Origin of the sequence: Chryseobacterium sp. Leaf180, assembly GCF_001424585.1 — a bacterium.
Taxonomy (GTDB): domain Bacteria; phylum Bacteroidota; class Bacteroidia; order Flavobacteriales; family Weeksellaceae; genus Chryseobacterium.
Window position 1 is genome coordinate 86545 of sequence record NZ_LMPJ01000012.1, and the last position, 11807, is coordinate 98351.

Below are 11807 nucleotides of genomic sequence, written 5' to 3' on the forward strand. Positions count from 1 at the left end.
TATATAAAATTATTGGTATTTGTTTCGGTCAATTTTAAATTTTTGTAAAACTTTATGCGGTGTAAGTGTGTTTTTTTTGAGTGTATCTTTTGCTTTAAATGTCAGATCAATATCAGGACTTACCGTGCTCAGAAGTTCAGCCAGCTGTATTTCTTCGAGATTCTCCACATCTTTTACATAAAACAAAATCGGCTTATCTTTAAGTCCCTCTGAAGTTAGAAATTCTTCGGCGCCTTTTCTGTTTTTTAAATAATTTCCTTTGGAAAGCATTGTAAAAAGTAATCCGGAAGCCAGACTTAAAAAGGCGATTGCGTAGGTTTTAAGCGAAAACAGTGCAAACATTTTTTTAAATAAAACCAGCCAAAGCGGAAATGTAAAAGGACAGAGCAAACGGAAATCTAAAGCATCAACCCAATATATGTATTGGATGAAATACGTGAGCAGAATGCCTGAAATGCCGATCGTGATCAGAAATTTTTCAAAGACTGAAATGCCAAATTTAAAGCAGAGAAAAATCAGAGCGAAAATTGTTGCAGCGCCGATTCCGTAGATGAAAATATTGATCGATCCACCAGCAGGATTTGCTATGTGGATAAACGGATTGAAGCTTGTGGTAAGCCCGTTAAACAGTTCGGGGAAAAGTATGTAAGTATCTTTTGTCGCGGAACCAACAGATTGATCTAGATAATTTTGATTAAAATAATTGATAAAGAAAATCTGATATGGAATCACAAAAACTCCGGAAATAAGCGACGATGCAATCATGGCTTTTCCAGATGATTTTTTCCAGTTCATTATACCGAAAAAATCCGGTTCCGATCATAAAAAATAATGCGGTGTAGCGGATATTGTAAAGTACAATCAAAATTAATGAAAGGTAGATTACCGATGTTTTGAAACCGTATTTTTTCTCAGTAATATTTCGGCAGATAAAGAGTAAAATAAAAATGAAAAGAAGCATTAAAGCTTCACTTAAGGTCGCTGCAAAAACACTCACGAAAGAAAAAAGACAGCACGTCATGAGTACTTCTCGAAGGAAAAAATTTTTCCATTTTGCAAATACGATTATACCTGATAAACAAAGAATTCCCAAAATTTTGCTGCTCCAGAATTCGTCGCTTCCGAAAAAAGTAATCAGTTTAATTGCTAAAGGATATCCTGTTGGTGTAATCGTGTTATCAATTACCGGAAAAACGTGGGCAAATCTTATAAAGCGAATAGAATCAGGGCTTACGCGGCCTTTCTCATTAAGCAGAAAACGCAAAATGGTCATCACGATTACCGCGATGACCAAAATTATCTGAATATGTTTTTCCTTTATTTTCAAATGGAAAAGGTTTATTTTGCAAACATTTTTGCAACTTTTTCTGCTTTTTTACTTTCAGAATAATCGTAAAAACCTTCACCCGATTTTACACCAAGTTTACCGGCCATCACCATATTAACCAATAGCGGGTTTGGAGCATATTTTGGATTTTTAAAACCGTCGTACATCACATTCAAAATCGCCAGACAGACATCCAGACCGATAAAATCTGCAAGCTGAAGCGGTCCCATCGGATGCGCCATTCCGAGCTTCATCACTGTATCAATTTCTTCAACACCGGCAACGCCATTGTATAAAGTTTCGATCGATTCATTAATCATCGGCATCAAAATTCTGTTGGCCACGAAACCGGGATAATCGTTCACTTCGACAGGAACTTTTCCCAGATTTTTGCTCATCTCGTAGATCGCATCAAATGTTTCTGCAGAAGTAGAGTAGCCTTTGATGATCTCCACCAACTTCATTATCGGAACCGGATTCATAAAATGCATCCCAATTACTTTATCAGCTCTTTTTGTGGCAGCCGCAATTTTTGTGATTGAAATAGAAGAAGTATTGGTTGAAAGAATGCAGTTTGCGGGCGCAAATTCATCCATTTGTCCAAAAATTTTCAGTTTTAAATCCTGATTTTCAGTTGCAGCTTCTACCACAAGATCAGCTTCAGCCACGGCTGATTTCAAATCTGTGAAAGTTTTAATGTTGCCAAGCGTCTCAGATTTTTTTTCTTCGGTAAGATTTCCTTTAGCAATGATTCGGTCCAGGTTAGTGGTGATGGTTTTCAGACCTTTATCCAGCGCGTCCTGAGAAACATCCACAAGATGTACCGAAAATCCGCTCTGTGCAAAAGTGTGCGCAATACCGTTCCCCATTGTTCCCGCGCCAATTACTACTACGTTTTTGATCATTTTCATATTATTTTAAAGGCATCAGATTTTTATCTTTTACTTCTGCCTGAGTGATAATTTTACTGCTTTCGAAATTCACAATTCCGTCGCTGCTTTTATTTCTTGCGCTGTTTTGTTTTAAAATAGCGGTTTCCAGGCCTTTTATAAAGCTGCTTCTCTTAGATTTAGAAAAACTGTCGAGACCGATATAAAGATTGAATTCGCCTTCTCTACCCAAACCAGACTGCCTGAGAATTTCCATTGATTTCATCTTGTTTTTCTTCTGAAACTGCGAAACATACATCATCAAAGGCGCCGTTGAAGGCGTGCCGCAACAGATGCTCGCATAACTGATCTCAACGTACGATTTGCTTTTCTGTGCAAAAATAAAACTGCTGCAAACAATAGCAAGTGCCAAAACTGTTTTTTTCATAGCCTTAAAATTAAGATTAAAAATTTATTTACTTAAGAGATCATAAAATACTTTCGAAATATCTGCAATAATGCCGCAGTTTACTTCAGCAGTTTCTGTAGAATCACTTATTAACACAGCGATCGCGTAATGTTTGCCATTTGGTAAAGTTACGATTCCCATATCATTTTCTGCGATTGTAAGACCTTCATTATCTTTTCCGGAAGAACCGGTTTTATGCGCTACCCGAACATTTTTTGGCAACCAGCCTTTTAATTTGTTGGCGCCAGTCGATGTAGAAAGCATCGTATTCATCAGAAACTCTGTTGATTTTCTGCTGATGATTTTGTTTTCATAAAAACTTTTCAGAAGGCGCACAGCAGATTTTGTGCTGGAAAAATTTTCGTACATATTTTTCCGGTCCTGCTGCATGGCTTCCTCATTGACTTTGATCTGAAAATCTTTTACGCCTTTAGAATCCATAAATTTCTGCACTGTTTCGGTTCCGCCAATCAGCTTCAAAAGTTTATCGCAGCCGTTGTTATCGCTCTGCGCAACGGTATATTCGAGTAGTTCTGCCAAAGTCAGTTCCACATCGCCTTTCGGAAATTTCTCACGGATTGGCGACCATGTATCGGGAATCATTTCAGCATCAGTTAAAATAACTTTTTGATCTAAAGCCAATTCGCCTTCGTCAACCAAATGAAGAACTGTTGCCGCAATATGAAATTTAAAAACGCTGAGCAAAGGAAGTTTAGCATCGCCGTTTTTATCAAATGAATATTCTTTTTCGAAACCCAAAACAGAGACCGCAACTGTCGCTTTTTTATCATATAGAATTTTGCTGACATCCATTTGTGTACTGCGGATCTGCCCAAAACAAAACCCCGAAATCAGCAGAAATATAACTGTAATTTTTTTCATGTTCAGATATAAAAATTCCTTCTTTACATGATAAGATCGTGAGAAATCAAAATGTTAAAAGAAGGAATATAAAAATTTACATAGTTGCGCTTCCCATCGCTGCTACCATTACAAAAACCATTGCCAGAATGTAGAATGCGATCATCACGATAATTAAAATTCCCATAAACTTGTAATGAGATTTCAAAAACTCGAATGCTTTCGTCAGACTTGCCTGATTGTTTGCTGTAAGAGCATTTCTCATATTTGAAGAAAAACGGTACAGATAGCTTATCGGAAAATAGTAAAAAACGGCAAACAAAAGATAGATGATTCCGATCATCATGCCGCCGCCAAAAGGCATCATTGAACTTCCCATCGCCCCAACCGTAGCACCAAAGAAGATAAAAAATAAAGCACCAAGTACCATAAAAGCGAGACCGATGTAGCCAAGAATTGCTAAAAATGAGGTCCATTTTGCCGCTTCCAAAAGAAAGGTTTTTGAAGCGTTGTCGATTTTTAGTTCGTCGAACTGTTCAAAAGGAGATTTTGTTTCCATAGTTTATTTATATAATTTATTCGTTGCGGAATTTACATAAAATATCAATTAGTTCGGCGTCTGATAAAGGATTTTTATAAAAATTATTCTGTTCTAGAATAGGTTTTGCCTTGTTCGAGCAGCGTACCAGCATTATGAGCAGATGTCTTAAACTTGGTTTTGATGTAATTACGCTCGCCGTTCATCTTATTTTTAAACACTGAAAAGTGAAGATGCGGACCTTTTGCCCAGCCGGTACCACCACTGTATCCCATCAGCTGACCTTTTTTTACAGAATCATTTACTTTTACTGCAGTTCCGTTTTTATTAAGGTGAACATATTCTGCAAAACTTCCGTCAGAATGCAGGATCATGATTTGATTATTGTATCGTGCACAGTCTTTCGTCAGACAGCTTTTATCATTTTGATCAACAACTTTTACCACAATTCCTTCTCGTGCTGAAAATACTTTTTCGCCAGGTTTCATATTAAAATCAAGCGAGAAAGAATTTTGATGCGAAAAATTTCCATTGTAACCCTGATCTATGCGGTATTCTTTTTTAATGTCGAAAGGTAAACTGTAGATGTAATTTTCATCAAATGTCTGATCATTGACGTCTCCCATCATGCTGTATACATTGTAAGAAAATTTCGTTAGTAATCTCTTATTAATATGTTTCAGTTCGCTGATGACATTCTTTTTTGAGTTTGCTTTAAAGATGAGAATCTTTTTATTTTCAGCAGACGAGCTCATATTTTCTGCTGTGTAACTATATTCAAAAGATGCAGGCGCAGCTTCTTCATTATCGGCGTAAATGACAAACATGTCACCGACTTTTTCGCGATACACTTTAGTTTTTATAGAATCCTGCGAAAAAATCTGAACCGAGATAAAAAGGAAAACAAATAAAAGTATTCTCATTTTTCACTGTATTAATTTCATAATCTCCAATGCCACTTTTAAAGCCTCTGTTCCGTCTTCGAGTGACACTTCCACGTTTTTGTTTTCAGCAATGGCTTTCGCGAAAGAATTAAGTTCGTCTAAAATCGCATTGTTAGGCTGAATACTTGGATATTCAAATAAAATCTGATTTTTTTCGCCTTCCGCATTTTCAATAATCATATCAAAAGGTGTTGCAACCTCAGGCGCTTCCTGCATGCGGATTACTTCAGCTTTTTTCTCTAGGAAATCAACCGAAATGTATGCGTCTTTCTGGAAGAAACGGCTTTTTCGCATCGCTTTCATTGATATTCTTGAAGTCGTAAGATTGGCAACACAACCGTTTTCAAACTCGATTCGGGCATTCGAAATGTCGGGACTTTTACTCACGACACAAACGCCGCTCGCGTGAATATTTTTCACCGGAGATTTTACCACGCTCAGGAGAATATCAAGATCATGAATCATCAGATCCAAAACAACAGAAACATCGGTACCGCGCGGATTAAATTCTGCCAGACGGTGAATCTCAATAAACATCGGGTTTTTGATGTAATCTTTTGCACCGATAAATGCCGGATTATATCTTTCAACGTGCCCAACCTGAGCTTTGATGTTGTTTTCGCGGCATTTCTGTACAATTTCTTCTGCCTGCTCCAGCGTTTGCGTCACCGGTTTTTCAATGAAAAAATGCAGGCCTTTTTCTATAGCTTTTAAAGCGTAATCGTAATGATAAAGTGTCGGCGTTACGATATCCAGGACTTCAATTTGGTCTAAAAGTTCGTCGAGATTTTCAAAAAAAGGATAACCTGAATCTGCTTCCAGCTTTCTGCCGTTTTCGACATCTTTGTCATGAAATCCCACAAAATCGTATTGATCCGACTCATTTAAAAGCCGCAAATGTATTTTTCCCAAATGTCCGGCGCCTACCAAACCTGCTTTCAACATAGTTTTTTAATTTTCGTAAAGATATAAATTAGCCGTCAGTTTTTTTACAGGAAATTTTTAGCACAAAACGTCTGTCAATACCTATTTTTACTTTGCTAATTGTTATTTTTGTCTTAAATCAGTTCAACTACGAACAAATTCAGAAAGAAAAAAAAGCATGCAGGATACCTTCGTACACAAAGGAAAGAGGAAAATTTTAACCGAATATCTCCGCGAGAAAATAGGAATATCTGACCGTGACGTACTTGCAGCGATGAATGCGGTTCCGAGACATTTATTTATCGAAAGTATTTTTGAAGACTTTGCGTATGAAGACCGCGCGTTTCCGATTTTGGCGCATCAGACGATCTCGCATCCTTCGACGGTGGCCGAGCAAACCGAACTTCTCATGTTGAAACCTGGCGAAAAGGTATTGGAAATCGGAACTGGTTGCGGTTATCAGACCGCCGTTTTGCTGGCAATGAAAACTTTGGTTTACACAGTGGAGCGCCAGAAAGACCTTTTTGATTACGCTAAAACGAAATTCCGGGAGCTCAATCTTTCGCCTAAATTTCAGAGTTTTGGTGATGGTTTTGCCGGTTTGCCGACTTTTGCGCCTTTCGATAAAATTATTGTGACATGTGGCGCTTCAGTTTTGCCGACCGAACTTTTAAAACAGCTGAAAATCGGGGGCGTGATGGTCATTCCGCTTGGGCCGACGAATGAGCAGGTTTTGTTTCGTTTTACTAAAAAGTCAGATTCAGAAATTGAAAAAGAAGAATTTGGGGCGTATAAATTTGTGCCGATGTTGAAAAATACCAATCTATAATTTCGGTTATTCAAAAAAGATTTTCAAATTTCAATAATATGAATTCAGACATCCAAAAATACATTGCATCTCAAACGGAATCTGATCAGCTTATCTGCGAAAGATTAATAAAAATAATCAGTGAAAATGTGACGGAAGCAGAATCGAAAATCTGGCACGCGCATCCAGTTTGGTTTTTGGATGAAAATCCTGTTGTAGGTTTCAGCAAACAGAAAAAAGGCATTCGTCTTATGTTTTGGAGCGGAAAGTCTTTTAATGAAGAAAAACTAAATGTACTCGGAGTAAAATTTCAGGATGCGTCGATATTTTATAATGAAAAGAATGAAATCGAAGAAGCTGATTTGAAAAGATGGCTCGAAAAATCACGAGAAATTCAGTGGGATTATAAAAATCTGGTGAAAAGAAAAGGTGAACTGATCAGGCTTAATTAATATACAAAAGACCATTTCGGAATAAAAATTGACTTTCAAGAGTGAAAATTTAGAGATGAAAGTTTTTATTAACAGACCGATTCCAGAGATCGGCATGAAGATGCTGAAAGATGCCGGTTTACAAATTATCATACCCGAAAATCCGCATCTGGAGCCGGATGAATGGATTTCTTACTGCAAAGATGCCGATGCAATTCTCAATGTGGGACAAAATGATTTTGATGCCGATTTCTTCGAAAAATGTCCCAATATTAAAGCAATTGCACTTTTCAGTGTGGGTTTTGATTCTGTTGATATTGAATATGCGACCGCAAAAAAAATTCCGGTAGGAAATACGCCAGATGTTTTGACGACCGCGACAGCAGATATTGCTTTTCTCCTGATGCAGTCGGTGGCGCGAAAAGCAAGTTATTATTTCGACAGAATCCGGAAAGACGAATGGGGAACTTTCAACCCAATGCACGAACTCGGGCAGGAGCTTGACGGAAAAACCCTGGGCATTTTTGGTCTCGGAAGAATAGGAATGGTAATGGCAGAGCGTTGCCGCAAAGCTTTTGGGATGAATATTATTTATCATAAAAGAAATCAGAATAAAGAAGCAGAAGAAAAACTGGATGCAAAATATGTTTCTTTTGGTGAGCTTCTTGAGAAATCTGATGTTTTGAGTATTCATGCAAGTTTTAATGATGAACACGCAGGAAAATTTAATAAAGAAACTTTTAAGAAAATGAAACCGAACGCGATTTTCATCAACACAGCGCGCGGCGGTTTTCACGATCAGAAAGATTTGTGCGAATCTTTACAAAATAAGGAAATCTGGGGCGCAGGTTTTGATGTGACGAATCCTGAGCCGATGGATGCTGATGATCCTATTCTCAAACTTTCAAATGTCTGCGTTTTGCCGCACATCGGTTCGGCAACCGTAGAAGCAAGAAACGGAATGGCAAAATATGCTGCCGAAAATATGATCGCATTTTCCAGAGGTGAAAAAATGCCACACTGCGCCAATCCGCAGGTTTACGGTTAAAAGGTAAAATATTTTATTATAAATGAATTTCTTGGAATCATTTTTGACTTACACCAATCAAATCAAAAGATAAATAATATGGAAACCGAAGACAACAGCTACGAGCAGGAAAGAAAATTAGAGGAAATGGATTACAGCCCAAGCGAAGATATATTTAACCGCGAAGAGCACATTCCGTTAGACGGAGATGGAAATCCAATTACCAATCCGGCACATTTGAATGACGAAATGCCATACGGACTTGATATTCCGGGAGCCGAAGATGATGATAATTTTGAACAGATTATCGATCAGCTGCCAGACGAAAACTCCGACCGATTTGGCATCAGCGATCATACATCAGAAGATATGGAAGACGAAACCGACAACATCATTTTCTAACAAATAAAAAACCTTACAGATTCTGTAAGGTTTTTTTCATCCTGTGTTTTTAGAGTTTAATCTACTTTATTCTTTACTTCTTTTGCCGTTTTCTCAACTTGCTCCAGCTGTTGTTCAGCAGCTTCTGTTTTTCCGTTCAGTACTTTGTTGGCTCCTTTCATATCGCCGTCTGTACTTCTGATTTCTTTTCCTGTGTTCGCCTGAATATTTTTCACCTGCATTTTCAGTTCGTCAAGTTTTTTCTGAGCAGCGTCTACCAAAACCTGATCTCCTTTTGCTTTTGCATCGTCAAGTTCTTTCTGAGCTTTATTGATTTCTTCCTGTGCATCTTCAGCGTTTTCGTTCAAATCTTTCTGAGCCTCGGCTACGTTTTCACCTGTTACCGTTTCTACGTCTGTGGTAACCACTTCAGGTTTAGAATTATTGTTACAAGATACCGTGAAGGCAAGAGCGGCGATAGCCAGCGTTAATGTTACTTTTTTCATAATAGTTTAAATTTTCGAAAATAGGGTATGCAATAAAACTGCCGATTTTTATTTCGCCCAAAAATTTTATGCGAAAACTGTTGCGACGGGTATTTCAGCTAAGTTTGAGGCGGAATTTTTTTAAGTTTTATGTATCTTTAAAACTTTGAAAATCGAAACTTCATTATGAAAAAACTTTTTACTAAATATCTGTTTTTCGTATTTCTACTGCCGGTTTTAATATTCATCGTAGCTTATTTTTTTGGAACGAAAACAGAAGGTGAAATACAAACTTGGGGAGTCAATGAAACTATTAATTTTGGAATAGATTTTAATGCAATTTTGAGTAATCCCGTTTATACAATATCAAGTTTCTATTTATCATATGTGATATATCTTTTTGGTTATTTTATCATATTTATAACAGGTAGACGTACTAATTTCCTTTACTCTATAATAAACCTTCTTGTATTTATGGCAAACTATTATTTCCTTTACATTGATACAGTAAGCAAAATCCTTATTCCAATAAGTTTTATTGGTATTATAATTTTCATTTTAAATATCTTTAAAACCATAAAAAAGCCATCAACTATCAACCAACAACTATCACCTAAGTAATGACTTTCCAACAACAGATACAGCAAGGGATTCCCACCGAATTACCTCAACCAAAACAATACGATTCCAATATTAATCACGCACCGAAACGTAAAGAAATCCTTTCAGACGAAGAGAAAAAACTCGCTCTTAAAAACGCTTTACGCTACTTCGAACCTAGATTCCACGCAGAATTATTGCCGGAATTTAAGGAAGAACTCGAGAAATACGGCAGAATTTATATGTACCGCTTCCGTCCGGATTACGAGATGAAAGCAAGAGACATCGCCGAATATCCCGGGAAATCTAAGCAGGCTAAAGCCATAATGCTGATGATTCAGAACAATCTGGATTACGCCGTGGCGCAACATCCGCACGAATTGATTACTTACGGCGGAAACGGTGCGGTGTTCAGCAACTGGGCGCAATATCTTCTGACGATGAAATATCTGTCTGAAATGACGGACGAACAAACGTTGACCATGTATTCCGGTCATCCGATGGGATTGTTTCCTTCGCACAAAGATGCACCAAGAGTGGTGGTGACCAACGGAATGATGATTCCAAATTATTCCAAGCCGGATGATTGGGAAAAATTCAATGCGCTGGGTGTTTCACAGTACGGACAAATGACGGCCGGATCTTATATGTACATCGGTCCGCAGGGAATTGTGCACGGAACAACGATTACCGTTTTGAATGCTTTCAGAAAAATCAATAAAGAACCGAAAGGTGGATTATTCGTCACTTCCGGTTTAGGTGGAATGTCGGGAGCTCAGCCAAAAGCCGGAAATATCGCAGGTTGCATCACCGTGATTGCAGAAGTGAATCCAAAGATTACCAAAATCCGTCACGAGCAGAAATGGGTGAATGAAATCCACGAAAATCTGGATGAATTGGTGGCAAGAGTAAGAAAAGCTCAGGAAAATAAGGAGACAGTTTCATTAGCATACCTTGGAAACATCGTCGATATCTGGGAGAAATTTGATGAAGAAAATTTAAGAATAGATATCGGTTCAGACCAGACTTCGCTTCACAATCCCTGGGCGGGCGGTTATTATCCTGTCGGTCAAAGTTTTGAGGAATCCAATACCATGATGGCAGAAAACCCTGAATTATTCAAAGAAAAAGTTCAGGAAACTTTGAGAAGGCACGCTTCCGCCATCAACAAACATACAGCAAAAGGAACCTATTTCTTCGATTACGGAAATGCCTTTTTACTCGAAGCTTCCAGAGCCGGAGCTGATGTAATGTCGGAAAATCCTACGATTGGAAGAGAATTCAAATACCCATCATACGTTCAGGATATTATGGGGCCGATGTGTTTTGATTATGGTTTCGGGCCGTTCCGTTGGGTTTGTACCAGCGGAAAACCGGAAGATTTACAGAAAACAGATGAGATTGCCTGCCAGGTTTTAGAGGAAATGATAAAAAATTCTCCCGAAGAAATTCAGCAGCAGATGAAAGACAATATCCAGTGGATCAAAGGCGCGCAGGAAAACAATCTGGTCGTTGGTTCGCAGGCGAGAATTCTGTACGCCGATGCAGAAGGCAGAATGAAAATCGCTGAAGCCTTCAACAAAGCCATTGCCAACGGAGAGATCGGAGCGGTGGTTTTGGGAAGAGACCATCACGATGTTTCGGGGACGGATTCGCCGTACAGGGAGACTTCCAATATTTATGACGGTTCGAGATTTACGGCAGATATGGCGATTCACAATGTGATTGGCGACAGTTTCCGTGGGGCGACCTGGGTGAGCATTCACAACGGTGGCGGCGTTGGCTGGGGCGAAGTGATCAACGGTGGTTTCGGGATGTTGCTCGATGGTAGCGATGATGCCGACAGAAGATTAAAATCTATGCTTTTCTGGGACGTCAACAACGGAATTTCAAGACGAAGCTGGGCACGAAATGAAGGTGCAGTTTTCGCGATTAAAAGAGCAATGGAAGCTGAGCCAAATTTGAAAGTGACGTTGCCGAATTTTGTGGATGAGAGTTTGTTTTAAAACTTTTTAGATATAGAAAAACCTGCTGTGAGGCAGGTTTTATCTTTGTATGATAACGCAGATTTATAATTAGTGCTTTGTTTTTTTGCTTACTCACGGATTGAAATCTAAGAAATTGCGATCAGTTTTGTCTTTAT

General features: G+C 38.4%; 15 protein-coding genes. 7 read left to right on the forward strand and 8 right to left on the reverse strand.

Translation table 11 applies throughout. The annotated features are described in order from the left end of the window. Positions 1-9: 9 nt before the first annotated feature. On the reverse strand, positions 10-795 hold the full coding sequence (locus ASG01_RS14410; protein ID WP_131725383.1) for a hypothetical protein: 786 nt from the start codon (positions 793-795) through the stop codon (positions 10-12). Between the two features lie 152 nt (positions 796-947). Between ASG01_RS14410 and ASG01_RS15910 the strand changes: the two genes are divergently transcribed. Beyond that, complete coding sequence (locus tag ASG01_RS15910; protein WP_131725384.1) at positions 948-1304, forward strand: hypothetical protein; 357 nt, start codon at positions 948-950, stop codon at positions 1302-1304. Between the two features lie 34 nt (positions 1305-1338). Here ASG01_RS15910 and ASG01_RS14420 read toward each other — a convergent pair whose 3' ends face one another. The 6 genes from ASG01_RS14420 to ASG01_RS14445 all read right to left on the reverse strand — a co-directional run bounded on the left by ASG01_RS14420 (position 1339) and on the right by ASG01_RS14445 (position 5953). Then, a complete protein-coding gene (locus ASG01_RS14420) occupies positions 1339-2229 on the reverse strand; it encodes a 3-hydroxybutyryl-CoA dehydrogenase (protein ID WP_185097248.1) in 891 nt (296 codons plus the stop codon). A gap of 10 nt (positions 2230-2239) precedes the next feature. Further along, positions 2240-2644 (reverse strand): hypothetical protein, encoded by a 405-nt coding sequence (locus ASG01_RS14425; RefSeq protein ID WP_055865168.1) that lies wholly within the window; start codon positions 2642-2644, stop codon positions 2240-2242. 24 nt (positions 2645-2668) lie between these two features. After that, entirely contained in the window at positions 2669-3547 is an 879-nt protein-coding gene (gene bla, locus ASG01_RS14430; protein ID WP_055865171.1) for a class A beta-lactamase, subclass A2, read from the reverse strand. A gap of 76 nt (positions 3548-3623) precedes the next feature. Beyond that, a complete protein-coding gene (locus ASG01_RS14435) occupies positions 3624-4085 on the reverse strand; it encodes a DUF5362 family protein (protein WP_055865174.1) in 462 nt (153 codons plus the stop codon). A gap of 83 nt (positions 4086-4168) precedes the next feature. After that, complete coding sequence (locus ASG01_RS16335; RefSeq protein ID WP_055865177.1) at positions 4169-4987, reverse strand: M23 family metallopeptidase; 819 nt, start codon at positions 4985-4987, stop codon at positions 4169-4171. 3 nt (positions 4988-4990) lie between these two features. Further along, positions 4991-5953 carry a Gfo/Idh/MocA family protein gene (locus ASG01_RS14445; RefSeq protein WP_055865180.1) on the reverse strand — a complete coding sequence of 321 codons (963 nt, stop codon included), beginning with the start codon at positions 5951-5953 and terminating at the stop codon, positions 4991-4993. A gap of 157 nt (positions 5954-6110) precedes the next feature. Here ASG01_RS14445 and ASG01_RS14450 point away from each other — a divergent pair, with 157 nt between their 5' ends. From ASG01_RS14450 to ASG01_RS14465, 4 genes are all read left to right on the forward strand, one after another. Beyond that, positions 6111-6761 (forward strand): protein-L-isoaspartate(D-aspartate) O-methyltransferase, encoded by a 651-nt coding sequence (locus tag ASG01_RS14450; protein WP_055865185.1) that lies wholly within the window; start codon positions 6111-6113, stop codon positions 6759-6761. Positions 6762-6799: 38 nt separating this feature from the next. Continuing rightward, positions 6800-7192 carry a DUF1801 domain-containing protein gene (locus ASG01_RS14455; protein WP_055865188.1) on the forward strand — a complete coding sequence of 131 codons (393 nt, stop codon included), beginning with the start codon at positions 6800-6802 and terminating at the stop codon, positions 7190-7192. A gap of 55 nt (positions 7193-7247) precedes the next feature. Further along, the gene (locus ASG01_RS14460; protein ID WP_055865192.1) at positions 7248-8219 is read left to right on the forward strand and encodes a 2-hydroxyacid dehydrogenase; all 972 of its coding nucleotides are present in this window, start codon (positions 7248-7250) and stop codon (positions 8217-8219) included. Positions 8220-8297: 78 nt separating this feature from the next. Next, positions 8298-8600, forward strand: coding sequence for a hypothetical protein (locus ASG01_RS14465; RefSeq protein WP_055865195.1), 303 nt, complete (start codon positions 8298-8300; stop codon positions 8598-8600). Between the two features lie 56 nt (positions 8601-8656). Here the strand turns inward: ASG01_RS14465 and ASG01_RS14470 are convergent, their stop codons facing one another. Continuing rightward, positions 8657-9085 carry a hypothetical protein gene (locus ASG01_RS14470; protein WP_055865198.1) on the reverse strand — a complete coding sequence of 143 codons (429 nt, stop codon included), beginning with the start codon at positions 9083-9085 and terminating at the stop codon, positions 8657-8659. Between the two features lie 165 nt (positions 9086-9250). Between ASG01_RS14470 and ASG01_RS14475 the strand changes: the two genes are divergently transcribed. Together ASG01_RS14475 and ASG01_RS14480 are read left to right on the forward strand one after the other, a co-directional pair. After that, positions 9251-9685, forward strand: a complete 435-nt coding sequence (locus ASG01_RS14475) for a hypothetical protein (RefSeq protein WP_055865208.1) — start codon at positions 9251-9253, stop codon at positions 9683-9685. Beyond that, a complete protein-coding gene (locus tag ASG01_RS14480) occupies positions 9685-11670 on the forward strand; it encodes a urocanate hydratase (protein WP_055865211.1) in 1986 nt (661 codons plus the stop codon). Before ASG01_RS14475 ends, ASG01_RS14480 begins: the two co-directional genes overlap by 1 nt. Positions 11671-11807 lie beyond the last annotated feature (137 nt).

Bases quoted from the DNA above. Each gene is read 5' to 3' on its own strand.
- ASG01_RS14410 (WP_131725383.1), bottom strand. From the start codon at position 795: ATGAACTGGAAAAAATCATCTGGAAAAGCCATGATTGCATCGTCGCTT.
- ASG01_RS15910 (WP_131725384.1), top strand. From the start codon at position 948: ATGAAAAGAAGCATTAAAGCTTCACTTAAGGTCGCTGCAAAAACACTC.
- ASG01_RS14425 (WP_055865168.1), bottom strand. From the start codon at position 2,644: ATGAAAAAAACAGTTTTGGCACTTGCTATTGTTTGCAGCAGTTTTATT.
- bla (WP_055865171.1), bottom strand. From the start codon at position 3,547: ATGAAAAAAATTACAGTTATATTTCTGCTGATTTCGGGGTTTTGTTTT.
- ASG01_RS14435 (WP_055865174.1), bottom strand. From the start codon at position 4,085: ATGGAAACAAAATCTCCTTTTGAACAGTTCGACGAACTAAAAATCGAC.
- ASG01_RS16335 (WP_055865177.1), bottom strand. From the start codon at position 4,987: ATGAGAATACTTTTATTTGTTTTCCTTTTTATCTCGGTTCAGATTTTT.
- ASG01_RS14445 (WP_055865180.1), bottom strand. From the start codon at position 5,953: ATGTTGAAAGCAGGTTTGGTAGGCGCCGGACATTTGGGAAAAATACAT.
- ASG01_RS14450 (WP_055865185.1), top strand. From the start codon at position 6,111: ATGCAGGATACCTTCGTACACAAAGGAAAGAGGAAAATTTTAACCGAA.
- ASG01_RS14455 (WP_055865188.1), top strand. From the start codon at position 6,800: ATGAATTCAGACATCCAAAAATACATTGCATCTCAAACGGAATCTGAT.
- ASG01_RS14460 (WP_055865192.1), top strand. From the start codon at position 7,248: ATGAAAGTTTTTATTAACAGACCGATTCCAGAGATCGGCATGAAGATG.
- ASG01_RS14465 (WP_055865195.1), top strand. From the start codon at position 8,298: ATGGAAACCGAAGACAACAGCTACGAGCAGGAAAGAAAATTAGAGGAA.
- ASG01_RS14470 (WP_055865198.1), bottom strand. From the start codon at position 9,085: ATGAAAAAAGTAACATTAACGCTGGCTATCGCCGCTCTTGCCTTCACG.
- ASG01_RS14475 (WP_055865208.1), top strand. From the start codon at position 9,251: ATGAAAAAACTTTTTACTAAATATCTGTTTTTCGTATTTCTACTGCCG.
- ASG01_RS14480 (WP_055865211.1), top strand. From the start codon at position 9,685: ATGACTTTCCAACAACAGATACAGCAAGGGATTCCCACCGAATTACCT.